The organism is Geitlerinema sp. CS-897 (assembly GCF_028368005.1).
In the GTDB taxonomy this organism is placed as follows: Bacteria; Cyanobacteriota; Cyanobacteriia; order Cyanobacteriales; family Geitlerinemataceae; genus Baaleninema; species Baaleninema simplex.
Genome location: NZ_JAQNCQ010000093.1, coordinates 1 through 15,926 on the forward strand (window position 1 = coordinate 1; position 15,926 = coordinate 15,926).

The 15,926-nt window shown below is 51.5% G+C and carries 19 protein-coding genes; 7 read left to right on the top strand and 12 right to left on the bottom strand.

Annotation, left to right across the window (positions count from 1 at the left end):
- The first annotated feature begins 347 nt into the window (after positions 1-347).
- The 3 genes from gpmI to POG22_RS05215 are packed head-to-tail and all read left to right on the top strand — an operon-like array spanning position 348 to position 2,989.
- A complete protein-coding gene (gene gpmI / locus POG22_RS05205) occupies positions 348-1,946 on the top strand; it encodes a 2,3-bisphosphoglycerate-independent phosphoglycerate mutase (RefSeq protein WP_063716309.1) in 1,599 nt (532 codons plus the stop codon).
- Positions 1,947-2,000: 54 nt separating this feature from the next.
- Complete coding sequence (secG, locus tag POG22_RS05210) at positions 2,001-2,228, top strand: preprotein translocase subunit SecG (RefSeq protein WP_017662164.1); 228 nt, start codon at positions 2,001-2,003, stop codon at positions 2,226-2,228.
- Positions 2,219-2,989 (top strand): peptidase, encoded by a 771-nt coding sequence (locus tag POG22_RS05215; protein WP_498904005.1) that lies wholly within the window; start codon positions 2,219-2,221, stop codon positions 2,987-2,989. Before secG ends, POG22_RS05215 begins: the two co-directional genes overlap by 10 nt.
- A 117-nt stretch (positions 2,990-3,106) precedes the next feature.
- On the opposite strand, the gene POG22_RS05220 is transcribed toward POG22_RS05215, so the two are convergent.
- The 6 genes from POG22_RS05220 to nuoH all read right to left on the bottom strand — a co-directional run bounded on the left by POG22_RS05220 (position 3,107) and on the right by nuoH (position 7,355).
- Positions 3,107-3,457: a hypothetical protein gene (locus tag POG22_RS05220; protein ID WP_063716316.1), complete on the bottom strand. Its 351-nt coding sequence runs from the start codon at positions 3,455-3,457 to the stop codon at positions 3,107-3,109.
- A 9-nt stretch (positions 3,458-3,466) separates the two neighbouring features.
- Positions 3,467-4,048 carry a Uma2 family endonuclease gene (locus POG22_RS05225; RefSeq protein WP_017662159.1) on the bottom strand — a complete coding sequence of 194 codons (582 nt, stop codon included), beginning with the start codon at positions 4,046-4,048 and terminating at the stop codon, positions 3,467-3,469.
- A 401-nt stretch (positions 4,049-4,449) separates the two neighbouring features.
- Positions 4,450-4,758, bottom strand: coding sequence for an NADH-quinone oxidoreductase subunit NuoK (gene nuoK, locus POG22_RS05230; protein WP_017662157.1), 309 nt, complete (start codon positions 4,756-4,758; stop codon positions 4,450-4,452).
- Positions 4,759-4,825: 67 nt separating this feature from the next.
- Positions 4,826-5,446, bottom strand: coding sequence for an NADH-quinone oxidoreductase subunit J (locus tag POG22_RS05235; RefSeq protein ID WP_063716305.1), 621 nt, complete (start codon positions 5,444-5,446; stop codon positions 4,826-4,828).
- A gap of 89 nt (positions 5,447-5,535) precedes the next feature.
- Entirely contained in the window at positions 5,536-6,165 is a 630-nt protein-coding gene (ndhI, locus tag POG22_RS05240; RefSeq protein WP_063716303.1) for an NAD(P)H-quinone oxidoreductase subunit I, read from the bottom strand.
- 71 nt (positions 6,166-6,236) lie between these two features.
- Positions 6,237-7,355, bottom strand: a complete 1,119-nt coding sequence (gene nuoH, locus POG22_RS05245; RefSeq protein WP_017662154.1) for an NADH-quinone oxidoreductase subunit NuoH — start codon at positions 7,353-7,355, stop codon at positions 6,237-6,239.
- Between the two features lie 137 nt (positions 7,356-7,492).
- Here nuoH and POG22_RS05250 point away from each other — a divergent pair, with 137 nt between their 5' ends.
- Positions 7,493-7,996, top strand: a complete 504-nt coding sequence (locus POG22_RS05250; protein ID WP_063716302.1) for a thermonuclease family protein — start codon at positions 7,493-7,495, stop codon at positions 7,994-7,996.
- Positions 7,997-8,122: 126 nt separating this feature from the next.
- On the opposite strand, the gene POG22_RS05255 is transcribed toward POG22_RS05250, so the two are convergent.
- Positions 8,123-8,650, bottom strand: coding sequence for a GNAT family N-acetyltransferase (locus tag POG22_RS05255; RefSeq protein WP_017662152.1), 528 nt, complete (start codon positions 8,648-8,650; stop codon positions 8,123-8,125).
- Between the two features lie 322 nt (positions 8,651-8,972).
- On the opposite strand from POG22_RS05255, the gene POG22_RS05260 reads away from it, so the two are divergent.
- Together POG22_RS05260 and POG22_RS05265 are read left to right on the top strand one after the other, a co-directional pair.
- Positions 8,973-9,695: an ACT domain-containing protein gene (locus POG22_RS05260; protein WP_017662151.1), complete on the top strand. Its 723-nt coding sequence runs from the start codon at positions 8,973-8,975 to the stop codon at positions 9,693-9,695.
- A gap of 68 nt (positions 9,696-9,763) precedes the next feature.
- Complete coding sequence (locus POG22_RS05265) at positions 9,764-10,351, top strand: Uma2 family endonuclease (RefSeq protein ID WP_063716301.1); 588 nt, start codon at positions 9,764-9,766, stop codon at positions 10,349-10,351.
- A 282-nt stretch (positions 10,352-10,633) separates the two neighbouring features.
- Here the strand turns inward: POG22_RS05265 and POG22_RS05270 are convergent, their stop codons facing one another.
- The 4 genes from POG22_RS05270 to POG22_RS05285 form a co-directional block, all read right to left on the bottom strand.
- Complete coding sequence (locus tag POG22_RS05270) at positions 10,634-11,233, bottom strand: GNAT family N-acetyltransferase (protein ID WP_498904008.1); 600 nt, start codon at positions 11,231-11,233, stop codon at positions 10,634-10,636.
- A gap of 392 nt (positions 11,234-11,625) precedes the next feature.
- Positions 11,626-13,359 carry an ABC-F family ATP-binding cassette domain-containing protein gene (locus tag POG22_RS05275; protein ID WP_498904009.1) on the bottom strand — a complete coding sequence of 578 codons (1,734 nt, stop codon included), beginning with the start codon at positions 13,357-13,359 and terminating at the stop codon, positions 11,626-11,628.
- Positions 13,360-13,561: 202 nt separating this feature from the next.
- Positions 13,562-13,885: an ArsR/SmtB family transcription factor gene (locus POG22_RS05280; protein ID WP_498904042.1), complete on the bottom strand. Its 324-nt coding sequence runs from the start codon at positions 13,883-13,885 to the stop codon at positions 13,562-13,564.
- A 51-nt stretch (positions 13,886-13,936) separates the two neighbouring features.
- A complete protein-coding gene (locus POG22_RS05285; RefSeq protein ID WP_026097803.1) occupies positions 13,937-14,941 on the bottom strand; it encodes a glycosyltransferase family 2 protein in 1,005 nt (334 codons plus the stop codon).
- A gap of 81 nt (positions 14,942-15,022) precedes the next feature.
- Here POG22_RS05285 and POG22_RS05290 point away from each other — a divergent pair, with 81 nt between their 5' ends.
- The gene (locus tag POG22_RS05290) at positions 15,023-15,235 is read left to right on the top strand and encodes a hypothetical protein (protein ID WP_017662145.1); all 213 of its coding nucleotides are present in this window, start codon (positions 15,023-15,025) and stop codon (positions 15,233-15,235) included.
- Here POG22_RS05290 and POG22_RS05295 read toward each other — a convergent pair.
- Complete coding sequence (locus POG22_RS05295) at positions 15,232-15,531, bottom strand: ferredoxin (protein WP_498904012.1); 300 nt, start codon at positions 15,529-15,531, stop codon at positions 15,232-15,234. The genes POG22_RS05290 and POG22_RS05295 overlap by 4 nt on opposite strands.
- Positions 15,532-15,926: the final 395 nt, after the last annotated feature.

A 15,926-nucleotide genomic window follows, 5' to 3' on the forward strand; every position in this document is an offset into this window, starting at 1 on the left:
GCCCCATAGTGGAAACAACTTGGGGGTGTTGCTGGGTAAAAGTTCCCAGAACACAGCGAGAATGCCGCCTGTCGCAAGGGCTAACGCCTTGTAATAAGACACCTCCGCCTCGCGGGACGCAGGTGGGGGAGCATTCATAATCTATCTAGCGATAGAAAAAACTCGTCCCATCGAGGGAAAAACCCCTTCGATCCCTCATGCGATCGCAACACTCCCGCGATCGAAATCGAGTATTTTTCGGCGATCGTTGCCGAGAAAGCGCCTCCGGCGTGGCGTCCCCTACCACACAGATTGGATGTCGATGGTATGATGACCTTGAATTCTAATCGCGAAAGGGCAACTGAGTTATGAGTCAAGCACCTGTATCTCCGGTGGTGCTGGTGATTCTAGACGGCTGGGGATATCGAGAAGAAACCAAAAATAACTCCATTGCCACAGCAAAAACCCCCGTAATGGATAGTCTCTGGACTGCATATCCCAGAACGACGATCCGCACGTCAGGTAAAGACGTGGGGTTACCAAACGGGCAAATGGGAAACTCCGAAGTCGGTCACCTCAACATCGGTTCGGGACGGGTGGTGCCTCAAGAACTGGTGCGAATTTCTGACGCGATCGAGGAAGGCACAATTCGAGATAACCCGGCGATTAACAAGCTGTTCGACGCCGTAAAAGCTTCGGGAGGGAAACTCCACCTGAGCGGTTTGTGTTCGGACGGTGGGGTTCACTCGCACCTCGATCACTTGTTAGGACTGATCGACTTGGCAAAAGCTGAAGGGATCGATCGCATCTGTATTCACGCCATTACCGACGGCCGCGATACGAAACCAACTTCGGGAATTCAAGCGATCTCGAACTTACAAGAGCATCTCGATCGCGTGGGAGTCGGCGAAATCGTCACCATTAGCGGTCGTTACTACGCCATGGATCGCGATCGCCGCTGGGATCGCACGGAAAAAGCTTATCGAGTCATGACCGAAAACGAGCCGAGGGTCAACAAATCGGCCGTCGAAGTCATGCAAGACTCTTACGCCGAAGAGGTGACGGACGAGTTCGTCCTTCCCACGCGCATCGCCCCCGGTGCAGTGGAAGCCAACGACGGATTTCTATTCTTTAACTTCCGTCCCGATCGCGCCCGTCAGCTCACGCAAGCCTTCGTGCAAGAGGGTTTCGACGGCTTCGATCGCGATCGCATCGAACCGCTACACTTGCTCACCTTCACGCAATACGATCCGAATCTTCCCGTGTTGGTCGCCTTCGAGCCGCAAAATCTCACCAACATCCTCGGAGAAGTCGTGTCCGACAACGGACTGAAACAGTTCCGTACCGCCGAAACCGAGAAATACGCTCATGTGACCTATTTCTTCAACGGCGGGAAAGAAATGCCGTTTGACGGCGAAGACCGCCATTTGGTCAACAGTCCTATGGTGGCGACTTACGATCGCGCTCCGGCCATGTCCGCCGAAGACGTGACGAATATCGCCGTAGACGCCATCGGACAACAGGTTTACTCCCTGGTGGTCATCAACTACGCCAACCCCGACATGGTGGGACATACGGGGATGATGGACGCGTCGGTACAGGCGATCGAAACCGTCGATCGCTGCTTGGGACGACTCCTCGAAGCCATCAGCCAAGCCGGAGGAACCACCCTCATCACCGCCGATCACGGAAACGCCGAATATATGAAAGACGAAAACGGCAATCCCTGGACGGCACACACCACGAACCCCGTTCCGTTTATTCTGGTAGAAGGGGAAGGGGTGAAAGTTCCCGGCCACGGTGGCGACGTGGTCTTGCGCGAAGACGGTCGCTTGGCCGATATCGCACCGACGATCCTGCAATTGCTCGGTTTACCGCAACCGCCGGAAATGACGGGGCGATCGATGATCGTTCCGGCTGGATACGAAGTGCGTCCGAACCGGACTCCGGTAACCGTGCGCGTTTAATCCCTCGAACCCGAGACAAAACCTAAACTGTAACCTACACAAGACATTTCGAGAATGACCACTATTCAACTCGTTCAAATTGCTTGGGTCGTTTCTGCGGTCAGCCTGATCGTGTTGGTGTTGCTACACTCCCCCAAAGGAGACGGCATCGGCGGGATTGGCGGACAAGCGCAACTGTTCACCAGTGCTAAAAGTGCCGAAACCACCCTCAACCGCATCACCTGGACGCTGACGATTATCTTTATGGGTTGCACGCTCCTTCTCAGTGCAGGATGGGTTTAAGACATCACAAACGCCTTCGACTCAAGCGACACTGCGTCTCGAGTAGATGGTATTACATAGGGCTGGCTGCGATCGCAGTCGCCCTTGTTTTATGGAATTCCCCGTTCGCAACGGGAGGCGTTTCAGCACAATTACCTCGCTTCTCATCGATCTCGAAAACCCTCGACTCGGCGATCGATCGCCTTCCCTTGCGTCCTCATCCCCTCCCCGAACTGCTGCAACAGGTGGAACTCGACGGCGACGACTATAGCGATCGCCTCGAATCTACTCCAGTCGGGGCGTTAGTTTGGTCGTCGTTTCCCGTTCGCGTTTACGTCGATGCTGACGCTCCCGCTGAGTGGAGAACTGCTGTCGAATCCGTTATAAACGAATGGAGCGCGTATTTGTCCCTCAGCCTCGCTCTAGACGCCGAAACCGCAAATATTACTATTTGGCGGCGCAACCCACCGCCAAGGCGTGAAAACGGGGATATACGTGCCGCTTCAGCCCGGACAATCTATCGGTTATTTTTGGACGATCGAACGCTACGCCACCAATTTTCGATTTTAGTCAGTCCGACTCAAGTGGGAGAGTACGTCAAATCAGCCGTTCGCCACGAACTCGGTCATGCTTTAGGAATTTGGGGTCATAGCGACGTGGAAACCGACGTGATGTATTTTTCCCAAGTCCGCCGTCCTGCGTCCATTTCGCCCCGCGACGTGCGGACGCTGCGACGAGTGTACGAACGACCGACTCGTTTGGGCTGGAACCTTGAAGAGTAGAAAAGCTGGATTTTTCGCCTTCGATCGAGATGAGAGAAAGGTCGAGTTTAGAATAGCGTTAGCCATTGGAGACGGTGGCTAACGATGCGTTTGAGATTTTGATATCGTCAACTAGGGTTATATTTCGTATCTCCCAATTACTTCTATTTTTCCCACGATATTCGCATTGAGTTCTTCTAGAAGATCGGCAGGAATCCACCATTCAGTATGGTAAGACGCACCGACCTGTTGAATATCGAAGCGATCGATAAAACTTTTCTTGACCTTAAATTTTGTCACGTAACCGATACCACCATCTCTAGCATTCCATTTTGTTGTAATTTCTTTAGCATATTGTTCGTTGGTTACGGGATAAAAGATAGGCTGACCTGTCAACCTCGGCGGCCACTTGGTATAGTTTGATGCTTTTACCAATTCTAGCTCTTTCGATCCAGTGGGTCGATATAAAGTAACTGTTTCGACATTCATATAACTCACTTAATTTTCAAAAATTTCGCTGAAGTCGAGGACGAATCCCGGTAATACGGGATCGCCAGAAACTTGGGTGGGGTTTTCGAGAATTTCGACGGAGCGATCGTCCCCATAGACTTCGACGATTTTACGCTGAGGATCGACAAGCCAACCGAGTTTTGCCCCATTGTCCATATACTCTCTCATTTTAGTTTGCACTTGACTCAAACGGTCTGACGGCGATCGCAATTCAACGACGAAATCGGGACAGAGGGGAAGGAATTTTTCTCGTTCTTCTGGGGTTAAAGCGTTCCAGCGATCGATTTTCAACCACGACGCATCGGGAGATCGATCTGCACCGTTGGGTAGTTTGAAACCTCCGGCAGAGTCGAAGACTTTTCCAAGTCGAGTTGTGCGGTTCCACGCTCTCAGTTGAAAGTTAATTTCAGAGTTGCGATCGCTAGTTGCCCCTCCAGTAGGTGGCATGATGATGAGTTCTCCCGTAGCGGTTCGCTCGAATTGCAACTCTGGATTATTTTGACATAAATTCCAAAATTGCTCGTCAGTGAGTTTGAGATCGAGTTCTAATGGAAAAGTTAGAGCAGTCATGGCAATAGAGGAAATGCTTAATTCTACAATCTGCTCGGAGGACAGGAGCTTAAAAGCCTGCGTTACGGGTTTCGATACAGTTTTCTATCTGCTCTCGTTGTTCGTTTTTTTTAATACGAACAATCATCTTTCTAGACAGTCTAAGACTACTGTTTTCTGCGTTTAACTTCTTTATACGGAATCTGAGTCCGAGCGGAGTCTAGAAACTCAAATACTGATTTTGCCCAACCCGGCAAGTCCCTCTCTGTGTCCTCTGTGTCTGGTGTGGTGAAGACTTCTTGAAAACTAGCTTATCGGAAACGGATTCCGTATTAGGTTTAAAGATATAGAAAATAGACTTCCCCGTAGAAGCGCTACCAACAACGTCTCTACGGGGCTAAAAACGAATGGAATTCGGTAATTTACCACTTCAACAGGTTGAACCGTTCCATATCGATAGTGTCGCGGTTGCGATAAATCGCCAGGACGATCGCCAAACCCACCGCAGCTTCGGCGGCGGCGATCGTAATGACGAAAACCGAAAACACCTGTCCTTTAGCGGCTTCGTCCAGGTAGTTCGAGAACGCCATCAAATTGAGGTTGACGGCGTTTAACAACAATTCGATCGACATCAACACGCGAATCGCGTTACGGCTGGTAATCAAACCGTAGATACCGATACAGAACAGCGCAGCCGCAAGGAGTAAATAATACTGGAGTTGCAGTTCCATTAATTTTCTCGTGATTTTCTCGAGTGACGAATTGCGAAAACGAAGTTGACGCTGAAGCGATCGCCCGTCAGGAGTTCTCCGACGCCGAAGAAGACTCACCAATCGCGCCGACGGGTTCGCGGGGACGCTCTGGCAAGCGGAACACCACTTCGCGCTGAGCGTCCGTCTCTTCAGGGACGAACTCGCGACGCGCCAGCACGATCGCGCCAATCATCGCAATTAACAGCAACACCGACGCCAGCTCGAAGGGGAGCAGAAAATCGCTAAAGAAGTGTTCGCCCAAGCGAATCGCCGTGCTTTCGATGGGTGCGACGCTATCCAACACCGCCCACGAGGTCGATCGCACCATCGTCGCCAGCAGAGCGAACAGTCCCACACACACCAAAGCGGTTGCTCCTTTGCGGAACCAGGCATTTTTCATCGGTTGGAACACTTCCGTTTTGTTCACCAGCATAATGGCGAACAAAATCAGCACGTTAATCGCACCGACGTAAACCAACACTTGGGCGGCGGCCACGAAATCCGCGTTCAGCAGCAGGTACATTCCCGCAATGCTGATAAACACGCCCCCCAACAAAAAGGCAGAGTAGACGATATTTTCCAACAGCACTACGCCCAGAGCGGCGGCGATCGTCGTTGCTGCCAAAATTCCAAACGAAACGAATTGAACGCCTTCGGCTAAATTCACGACTTTTTCCTTATCTCTTGTCTTTTGCGAACGGGGTCGAGCGACGGAACGGGACTCGAACCCGTTCCTGACTTCCTGTTGACGAGTTTCTAGTTTTTCTCGGCATCAGAAGCCGCATCGTCTCGATCGCCCTGTTCCCGTTCTAATTGTTCCAGAATTTGCTCCGGGCGAAGACCTGCCCGTTTAGAACCTTTGGGCAAATCGTGGGGATCGTTCACACCTTTGGGCAGGTACGCAAACTCGCGCATCGGCGTCACCATCGGGTCGAGGGTGACTTTTTCCGGCAAGCGACCCAAGGCCACGTTGTCGTAGTTCAACTCGTGGCGATCGTAAGCACTCAACTCGTACTCTTCCGTCATCGACAAGCAGTTGGTGGGGCAGTATTCCACGCAGTTCCCGCAGAAAATACAAACCCCGAAGTCGATGCTGTAATGGTTGAGTTTCTTTTTCTTTTGTTCTTTATTAAATTCCCAATCCACCACGGGCAGGTTGATCGGGCAAACCCGGACACAGACTTCGCAGGAAATGCACTTATCGAACTCAAAGTGAATCCGACCGCGATACCGTTCCGACGGAATCAGCTTTTCATACGGATACTGCACCGTCACCGGGCGACGGCTCATGTGGTCGAAGGTAACAGACAAACCTTGACCGATGTATTTGGCCGCTTGAAACGACTCTTTCGCGTAGTCGCTAACTTGTTTGAGGAACTTAAGCATGGTGTTCTCCCTATCTATCTCGTTGTCTGACGCGATATCTCACGCGATCGCGGACAACTGCACGAACTGGTTTAACCGCCAAACGCCACGGGGAAAGCCAGTTTCAACCCAGCAGTAATCAGCAGGTTTGCCAGGGAAACCGGAAGCAAGAACTTCCAACCGAGGTTGAGCAATTGGTCGATACGAACCCGAGGCACCGTCCAGCGAAGCAAAATCGCCAAGAAGACGAGTAAATAAGTTTTCAGCAAAACCATCGTGATGCCCAGGGATGCCGTAACCACTTGCACCCAAGGGGACATTTCGCTCAATCCCAACCAACCCGCGATCGCTTCTACGGGAACGGGGAAACTCCATCCCCCCAAGTAGAACACGGCGAACAGCAGGGCGCTCAGTACTAGGTTCACGTAAGACCCGAGATAAAACAGGGCGAATTTCATCCCGGCGTATTCCGTCTGATATCCCGCGACGAGTTCTTCTTCGGCTTCGGGTAAGTCAAAGGGCAAACGCTCGGTTTCTGCCAACGCCGCCACCCAGAAAATGATGAAGCCCACGGGTTGACGCCAGACGTTCCAACTGAGAATGCCGTAACCGGATTGCTGTTCTACGATGTCGATGGTGCTGAGGCTGTTCGACATCATGACGATCGCCAGAACGGATAACGCCAGAGGAATTTCGTAGCTGATCGATTGCGCGGCCGCCCGCAAGCCCCCGAGAAGGGCGTATTTGTTGTTGGACGAGTAGCCGGACATCAACAGCCCGATGGGGGTAATGCTGGACAGGGCAATCCATAGAAACGCCCCGATTCCCAAGTCGGTAATAACGAGGTTCTGTCCGAAGGGAACGATGAGATAGGACAGAAACACGGGAATTACCACCAACGCCGGGCCGATGGTGAACAGCCAGGGATCGGCACGGTTGGGGATAATGTCCTCTTTGAACAAAAGCTTTAGCCCGTCTGCAACCGGTTGCAGGCTTCCGAGGGGACCAGCGTATTCGGGGCCGATGCGCTGTTGCGCGGCGGCGGAGATTTTCCGTTCCAACCACACCGCCACGAGAACGCCCACCGTTGCCACGACGAGCATCAGCAACATGGGCAGGGGCATCCACACGACTTTCGCGACTTCGGACGGTAGGCCGAAGTTCGTGAGTAGGTCGATGAGACTGCCTTGAAGGTCAATTCCTGATTCCATATTGACGGATAAAATATGAAGATTTTTTACCAATACTTTTTCTAGTGTACATTGCAAGGTGAGGAGAGATGGCCGCAGGACTCATAAGAATTCCTACTCATTTGGGTTGAGGTCGATGATGAGGGGATGATGGGGTGATGAGAAGATTGGCGATCGCACTGCTGCTATGTGGGCTGTGGTTGGCGGGGTGTCAGCCTCAGTCGCCCCAAGAAACGGAAACCGCCCGCGTGGTGCGGGTTGTCAGCGGTCAAACGGTGGAAGTCGAATTCGCCGGAGAAGTCGAAACGGTACGCTTGCTCGGTCTCGATGTGCCGGATTTGCAACAAGTGCCGTGGGGTGAAGCGGCGAAAACGGCATTGGAAGCCGACATCGGCGGGAAAACAGTGCAGTTGGAATTCGATCTCGAGACCCGCGATCGCTTCGATCGCCGACTGGGATATATTTGGCTCGACGGCACGTTAATTAACGAACGGGCGATCGCCCGAGGTCACGGACTTTTCGCATCCCGTCCGCCGAACGTTAAATACGACACCCGACTCCAACACGCTCGCGATCGCGCCCGCATCTTAGGCTTAGGCATCTGGAATCCCGACGATCCCCTGCGCCAAACCCCCTCAGAATTCCGACGCCAACGCCGCTAACGCTAAATCCTTCTTGAAAGAAACCTGTCAGGGGCGGTGCGTGACGCGGCAAATCTCATGTTGCTGTCAATACAAGACATTTTCTGGCCGCGTCACACACCCTACCGCTGGCGACTGGTGACTGCACTAGCGCGGATACCAAAACATACCTTTAATACCCTCGGGGTCGGACATAAAGCCCAAGCCTCGGTAAAAATCGACCACGTGGGGGTCGGCGAAGAGAGTGATATTGCTAATATCTTCGCGACGGAGCTTACTAATTAAATAGTTCATCAACGCGCGGCCGAGACCCTTTCCTTGAAATTCCGGCCGGATAGCCACGTCCCAAACTGTGGCGTTGAAGGCGTAATCGGAGGTCGCGCGAGCAAAACCGATCAACCGCTTTCTCGCACCTCGAATTTCCCACATCGACACGACGAGGAAACTGTTTTCGAGTGCGCGGCGCACTTTGCGGAGGGGACGACGGGCCCAACCGACCGAGTCGCACAGTTCCTCGAGTTCGTAGAGGTCGATATTGCGATCGGTACTGAAGAAGATACGACTTTGCGTGCCTAAACGCTCGATCGTCCCTGGCGCAGCGTACTCTTCCAAAGACAGTGCTTTCGGCGACGGAGCCGGATCGGAACTACTGAAAATGCTTTTCCAAAAACCCATGCAGGCGTGGTAATGGTTAGTAGAAGTTCGCGAATGGGATAGTTGCCCTAGAGCTTCATTATATCTGGGGATTGCCTGTTCCAAGCGACGACCTCCCACAAATCCACGATTGTCGTCTATCCGTGCCAGGACGAAGGACTCGAAATCGCTTGGGGTAAGCCGATGTTCGACCCGTAAACGCCCGAACCTCTAACTTTCTATCGATCGCCTACAGTAGAATAGCGTTCTTCCGTTATCCATCGTGGTTGCATCTGACAAAGTCGCGCTCTCCCGTTGGGGCGCCATATCGACCGACGACCTGGCCTGTAACTGGACAATATCTATGGCTCCGGGCTTAAAATCATCTACCTTAGACCTGTTGAAACGCTTTAACCGGGCGTTTCCGCAGTTTTACGAGCAGTTTGTCAGCAGCGAGATCCAACTGCAAAACTTGAAGTTGGCGTACCATCTCTACAAAACGCGCCAAGCGGTCATCGAACTTCGTCCAGAAGGTCAGAAAAGCGCTCTACACTTCGCCTATCGCAATCAATCCTTTCTCCTCAGCGATATTTTCGGGGTGCTGGCGGCTTACGGACTGACGATTCACAGTTTGAGTTTGTACGGCCAGATCGCGCCGCCGATGTTGGTATTTATTAAGTTGGTGGTGTCTCGCGGCGGTCAGGCGCTTTCTGAGAAAACCTCCGAAAACGTGGCGCGTGCGGTTCAGGAGGCGCTGGCGGGACACTTCGAGGTCGAAGAGATGTTGGCGGTGGAGTTCAATCTCGATGCGGGGTTGGAGGATGTGGAAACGGAGTTTTACGTCGATCCCGTGTTTCACCTTCCGGCGTTGTTAATCGAGGCGGACAACCAACCGGGTTTGTTTTATAAGGTGATGTATGCCATTTGGCAAGAAGATTTGTTGGTGGTGAATGCGAATTTGTTGGTGTGGCGCGGTCGCACTCGGTTGATTTTGTATTTGCTGGGGCCGAATGAGTGCGCGATTCCCGATTATTTGGGAAATCAAATTGCGGACAGCGTGCGTCAGCGTTTGTTGGGAAGTTCTTAGGGTGGGGAGAAGTGAGGGCGATCGCACACTAACTCAAATTCCATCAAAATAGCGCCTAAACAGAGTCCATGAATACGATTACGCTATCGATTCCCAAATCCATCGAACTAACAGACGAACAGTTCGATCGCATCTGTACGGCGAATCGTGATTTGAGATTCGAGCGCACGGCGACGGGAGAATTAATTATTATGACACCGACAGGGGGCGAAACGGGACGGCAAAATTCAGAAATTCTCGGTCAACTGTGGCTGTGGAACCGCCAACACGAACTCGGTCACGTCTTCGACTCCTCTACGGGGTTCAAACTCCCAAACGGTGCGAATCGTTCCCCCGATGCGGCGTGGATTCCCCTGCAAACTTGGGAGTCTCTCAACGTCGAAGTCAGAAAGCGATTTCTTCCCCTGGCTCCCGATTTCGTCGTCGAGTTGCGATCGCTCAGTGACGAGTTAAAGTCGTTACAAGAGAAGATGCGGGAATATCTCGAGAATGGAACGCGCCTCGGTTGGTTGATTAATCCCGAGAATGAAGAAGTGGAAGTCTATCGTTTTGGGGAAGATTTACAAGTTTTGAACCGTCCTAACTCGTTGTCTGGCGAGCCACTTTTACCCGGTTTTGTCCTCGATTTATCTAATATTTGGCTCTCGAAAATGTAGAGCGATCGATGCCCACCAATAATGCTTTTTTGTAGCTAGAACAGCGGTACAAAAATCGCGTGGGGTGCGATCGCGGGAAACAAACCTAATTCGCGGGAAATCCAGTCCACAAACTTTCCGCAAACGCACTAACCCCCCATCACAACATCAAGCCTCCTGACTGGGTGTATCTCACTTTTGTTATCGCAACCCCACCCATCCTCCCCGAGATCGCGGGGAGGTACCGGAGGACGTTTGGCGAGCGCTCAGTCGAGGTGCGGAGGGGTCATGGCCAGTCACCAGTTACTGGCGATAGCGGCGCAACATTCCTGCAATTCGTTCGGCGCGATCGCGCTCGTAGTCGAGCAGTTTTCCGTAATACTCGTGTTCGCTCAAATTCAACGATAAATAAACGTGCTGTCGGGGATTTTTAAAGCCTTTGCTCGTGAAGAAATTAATCGCGGCTTCGTTGGAGGGATCGGTATCCATTAAAACGGTTTCAGCTCCCTGTCCGATCGTCCGTTCGATGAAGCGATCGACCAATTTTCCGGCGATACCAAGTCGATGAAAGTCTGGACTCACTCCCAACCAGCGAATATAACTGTAAACATTGAATTTTTTATCGGCTTTTTTCTCGACGATCGTGCCTAAAATAAACCCTGCAAATCGACCGCCTACTTCTGCCACTAAACACAAATCGGAATCGGTGTTGTAGGCTCCGGAGACTTCCCATTCATCCCAGGTTCGATAAAGTGAGGGATACAATTCGCTCGAAAAAAGTTGTTCGCCTAAATGGAAAATGGGCGCAATATCGTCAATTCCCATTTCGCGAACGGTAATTTCAGGGTGGGGGTTTGCTGTTTCTTCAGACACGATCGCTCCTTTATCATCAATGAATTTCAAATCAAACGCTAACGAGCTTGAAACTTGGGATATATCTCATACGGAATCTGTTTTCGATCGGCTAGATTTGCAAGAAGTTTTCACCACATCCCCCCTTAGCCCCCCACCCCAAAGGAGAGGGGGATGGAGGGGCTTGTCGGGTTGGGCAAAACCAGTATTTGAGTCCCCGATTTCGCTCGGACTCAACGCTGAGCGGAGCCGAAGCGAGCGGAGTCGAAGCGTTGAAATTCGGATTCCGTATTACACACTTCAGCGTTAACCACACTTAATGTAGAGGTCGGTGGGCATTGCCCACCCTACGGATAGCTTTCAAGCGCCCGATCTCTCGTGGTATCGACAGCACTGAAAGCCTTTTTGAAACGAGGTATTTCGAGTTAAATCGAAACGATGCTTCAAACGGCACTTTTCTGCTTCTTGCTCCGTTTCTTCTCCAACTGTTTCTGCTTTTGTTTCTCCCGCTTCTGCTTCCGCTTCTGTTCCTCTGCGCGTTGCTTTGCCTCTAAATCTGCCTTCACTCGCGCTTCTTCTTTTTTATCTAAGTAATAGTGATAGTCGCCGTTGTACAAATGTAACTCACCGTTTTCGATTTCGACAATTTTGTTGGCAACTTGCGAGATAAAGTAACGATCGTGCGAGACGATTAACGCCGTACCGTCGTATTCTTTCAGCGCCGTTTCTAACATCTCCTTTGCGGGAATATCCAAGTGGTTCGTCGGCTCGTCGAGAACCATCAAGTTCGCCGGACGCAACAGCATTTTCGCTAACGCCAACCGCGCCTTTTCACCACCGCTCAAGGAAGAAACAGGTTTAAAAACAGTTTCTCCACTAAATAAAAACCGTCCTAATAAGGTACGAACTTCTTCGTTTTTCCACGTTGGAACTTCTTGATGAATCGTTTCCATGACGGTTAGATTCAAATCCAAGGCTTCGGCTTGGTTCTGCTCGAAATAACCGGGGACGACGTTATGTTTTCCCAGTTCGACTTTTCCTTCCTCAATGGTTTCCATGCCCATAATCAACCGTAACAGGGTCGATTTGCCGCAACCGTTGGGGCCGAGAAAGGCAATACGATCGCCCCGTTCGACGAACAAATTGGCACCCAAAAATAAGATGTTGTCGTCGTAGGTATAGGTTAAATCTTCGATAGTGACGACTTCTCGTCCGCTGCGGGGCGCGGGGGGAAAGTGGAATTTCAAGCTTTTCGTGCTGCCCGCGGGAGCGTCCACGAGTTCCATTTTCTCGAGCTGTTTTTCGCGGCTTTTAGCCTGGGTGCTGCGGGTGGCACTGGCGCGAAATCGCTCGATAAAGGCTTGTTGTTTTTCGAGTTCTTTTTGTTGCCGTTCGTAAGTCGACAGTTGAGCCAGTTGACTTTCGGCTTTTTGCTCGAGATATGCCGTATAGTTGCCTAAATAGGTAGTAGAAACGCCCCGTTCGGTTTCGACGATTTGAGTACACAGGCGATCGAGAAATTCTCGGTCGTGCGACACGATAACCATCGGGGTGTTAATCCCTTTGAGGTAATTTTCTAACCATTCAATGGTTTCGAGATCGAGGTGGTTCGTCGGTTCGTCGAGGAGGAGAACGTCGGGGTCTTGCAGTAAGATTTTCCCTAAACTCATCCGCATTTGCCAGCCGCCGCTAAAGTCGCTGACGAGACGATCGCCGTCGCTGACAGAAAATCCCACTTCGGGAAGGATTTTTTCGATTTGAGACTCGAGACTGTAACCGTCGAGGGCTTCAAACTTGCGTTGGTGGCGATCGAGATCGTGAATCAGGCGATCGAGTTCCTCTGGGGAGGCGGTTTCCATCGCTTTCGTCACGTCGGCGATTTTCTGCTGGATGCAGTTGGCTTCCTCAAACACCGTCCAAAACTCAGCCCGGACGGTTCGCGTCGGTTCGACTTCAAACTCTTGAGTCAAATAGGCGATTTTCAAACTCGCCGGACGAATGACTTCGCCAGCGGTGGGTTCGATTTCGTCGGCGACGATTTTTAACTGGGTGGATTTTCCAGCCCCGTTAGCCCCGACGAGTCCGATGCGATCGCCGGGTTTGACTTCCCAAGTTACATCTTTGAGAACTTCGATCCCGCCGGGATAGATTTTGCTAATACGTTCGAGTCTAAGCATAAAATACGGTGTGAGGACTCCGGGTGTGCGGTGAGGTTTTGGCGAAGCAGTCTGCAAACTGCTCTCACTGTAACAAACCGTTACAACAATCCCAAGCATCAAATGTTACACGATGTTGGGGATGGGAGAGGAACGGGGCGCGTCTGGAATTTTAGGGTGTCAACGCAGTTGAAGAAACGCAGGGTTTGACAACGTGCGATCGTCAAGGACAGCAAGGGGGAGCAGGACGTCGGACAGTCGATCGCTGAAATTTTCCGAGATACTGTTCTAAGGCGGTAAGTTGAGAAAAATTAAGGCTGTAATACACCCAACGCCCTTCCTGACGAGGAGAAACTAACTTAGCGTCGCGTAAAACTTTCAGGTGAAACGACAGTTTCGATTGAGGCGTATCGAGGAGATCGCACAGTTCGCAGACGCAATGTTCGCGATCGCACAGCAAATCGAGAATTTGCAATCGCAGGGAATCCGACAGGGCGCGAAATCCCAGCCCGATCGATTTTTCGTCTAACACGTTCGGCGTTTTCATCTCTGCCTGCCAATACATCGATATTTCATTGTAACGAGTCGTCCGATTTTCCTAACTCGCCGTCTGTTGTCGCACCCGTTCTGAATAATCGGGCGATCGCACCCGTCGAAACAGTTGAAACGCCAACTTCCGCACGCTCGAGGGAAGATACGACAACCCCAGCCCCAATCGCGCTTTTTTCGACCCACCGCCGACCGCGATCGCTTGCTTTAACAAAGCGCGTCCCCGAGTCGCGTCTCCGGTTTCGATATATCGCAACCCCAAAGCTTCCTGAGTTCCCGCCAGTTTTTGACGCCGCAACTGTTCTAACTCCGCGTCGTCGAATCGATAACTGTCGAGACAGATGACTTTGGCGTTGAGAAAGCGCAGGTTCTGCTCGGGGCGAGTTTGTTGTCCGCCGTGAATGCGGTACTCCATTAAATATTCGGGAATATAGTACCCCTGCTTTCCCGCCAAGGCCAACCGGACGAGTAAATCGAAATCTTCGCAGCCGTCAGCCTCGGGGGGAAACGTCCGCATAAAATCCACCGCTCGCAACGCCTCGAGACGAAACAGCGTCGAACCGATTTGTAAGCTTTGATGGTGAAACGTCTGTAACGTTAAATCGGCAATTTTCCCCTCGGGAATTTTATCTTTTCCCCATCTGGCGGCGTTTTCCTGCGTCGTTCGCTCGTCTCGCCGACTGTTGGCGTCGATAATCCAGTGATTTGTACACACGAAGTCGATGTCGGGACGAGTTTCGAGAACGGCGACGGTTTTCTCAAGGAATTCCCGACAGAGTGCGTCGTCGTCGTCGAATTTAATGAAGTAGTCTCCCGTGGCGGCCTCGTATCCCGATCGCATATTAGGACTGCGCCGGATGTTCTGAGGGTGGCGGATGTAGCGAATGCGGGGGTCGTCCCACTGTGCGACCACTTCGGGGGTGTTGTCTGTCGACGCGTCGTCACAAACAATCAACTCGAAATCAGTATAAGTCTGGGCGAGAACGCTGTTGACCGCGTAGGTCAGGTAACGAGCGCGGTTGTAGGTGGGGATACAGACGCTAACTTTTGGCATACCACTTTGGGATAGGGGTTCGACGACGCCAGAAGGATGAGGAGAAACGGAGATACGAAAAACTCCGTGCAAAACAGCTAGATGTGGAGACGACCCGATCGCATCGAAAATTGGAGAGATTGGCAAGAAAGCCTCAACTGTAGTGTAGCTCGAACGCGATCGCCCCAACCATCGCCACAACGCGAAATCCGCCCGAAAGTTCGCAACCTCCAGACGGACTCACAAATTTCTCGTTTTATCCAACTCGGCGAAGCGAGCGCTTATCGAACTGCTTCAGCCAAACTGGGATTTTAGTAGAGAGCTTCTTCTTGGTGGGTGACGATGGTGCAGTCCGAGGTGGGATAAGCCACACAGGTTAAGATGTAACCGGCTTCGATTTGATCGTCGTCCAAGAAGGATTGGTCGGATTGGTCGATCGAACCTTCAGTGATTTTACCGGCGCAAGTCGAGCAAGCACCCGCACGGCAGGAGTAGGGTAGATCGATGCCTTGTTCTTCGGCTACGTCGAGGATGTACTCATCTTCGGGAACGTCGATTGTAGCGTTGAGACCTTCGTCTTCGTTAATGAGGGTAACTTTGTAAGTTGCCATGTGATTATTGTCTCCAGACTATAAGCTTTCCTAATCGCAAAAATCGACGTTTTTATCGCCGATCGGTCGCTGTTAGGTATCTACTATCTCTGATAGTACGGGAAAAAACGGATGATGCAACCCCTCGATCGAGGGCGATCGCAACGAAATTTATTATAACTATTCCTAATTCAACCTCGATTTACTTATGGATCGATTTCGTGAAAACCAATCCTATTAACAAAGTCTTTATATTTTGTCAATTCAACGAGAGTCGTAGCTTTTCAACTGCCTTGAGAGTTAAAGACGAGCGTTCGTCCGAGTAGGGGACAGCATGCAGCATGAAGGCTCGACGAGCGAATGAGGACTCTCTTCAACAAAACCGACAAGGATTCCCCGCTTGAAATCTCCGCGTT

Bases quoted from the DNA above. Each gene is read 5' to 3' on its own strand.
- nuoH (WP_017662154.1), bottom strand. From the start codon at position 7,355: ATGGAATCAGGAATTGACCTTCAAGGCAGTCTCATCGACCTACTCACG.
- POG22_RS05255 (WP_017662152.1), bottom strand. From the start codon at position 8,650: ATGGGTTTTTGGAAAAGCATTTTCAGTAGTTCCGATCCGGCTCCGTCG.
- POG22_RS05295 (WP_498904012.1), bottom strand. From the start codon at position 15,531: ATGGCAACTTACAAAGTTACCCTCATTAACGAAGACGAAGGTCTCAAC.
- POG22_RS05250 (WP_063716302.1), top strand. From the start codon at position 7,493: ATGAGAAGATTGGCGATCGCACTGCTGCTATGTGGGCTGTGGTTGGCG.
- POG22_RS05265 (WP_063716301.1), top strand. From the start codon at position 9,764: ATGAATACGATTACGCTATCGATTCCCAAATCCATCGAACTAACAGAC.
- POG22_RS05215 (WP_498904005.1), top strand. From the start codon at position 2,219: ATGGGTTTAAGACATCACAAACGCCTTCGACTCAAGCGACACTGCGTC.
- ndhI (WP_063716303.1), bottom strand. From the start codon at position 6,165: ATGCTTAAGTTCCTCAAACAAGTTAGCGACTACGCGAAAGAGTCGTTT.
- POG22_RS05220 (WP_063716316.1), bottom strand. From the start codon at position 3,457: ATGAATGTCGAAACAGTTACTTTATATCGACCCACTGGATCGAAAGAG.
- nuoK (WP_017662157.1), bottom strand. From the start codon at position 4,758: ATGGAACTGCAACTCCAGTATTATTTACTCCTTGCGGCTGCGCTGTTC.
- POG22_RS05285 (WP_026097803.1), bottom strand. From the start codon at position 14,941: ATGCCAAAAGTTAGCGTCTGTATCCCCACCTACAACCGCGCTCGTTAC.
- POG22_RS05260 (WP_017662151.1), top strand. From the start codon at position 8,973: ATGGCTCCGGGCTTAAAATCATCTACCTTAGACCTGTTGAAACGCTTT.
- gpmI (WP_063716309.1), top strand. From the start codon at position 348: ATGAGTCAAGCACCTGTATCTCCGGTGGTGCTGGTGATTCTAGACGGC.
- POG22_RS05290 (WP_017662145.1), top strand. From the start codon at position 15,023: ATGTGGAGACGACCCGATCGCATCGAAAATTGGAGAGATTGGCAAGAA.
- POG22_RS05225 (WP_017662159.1), bottom strand. From the start codon at position 4,048: ATGACTGCTCTAACTTTTCCATTAGAACTCGATCTCAAACTCACTGAC.
- POG22_RS05280 (WP_498904042.1), bottom strand. From the start codon at position 13,885: ATGAAAACGCCGAACGTGTTAGACGAAAAATCGATCGGGCTGGGATTT.
- secG (WP_017662164.1), top strand. From the start codon at position 2,001: ATGACCACTATTCAACTCGTTCAAATTGCTTGGGTCGTTTCTGCGGTC.
- POG22_RS05275 (WP_498904009.1), bottom strand. From the start codon at position 13,359: ATGCTTAGACTCGAACGTATTAGCAAAATCTATCCCGGCGGGATCGAA.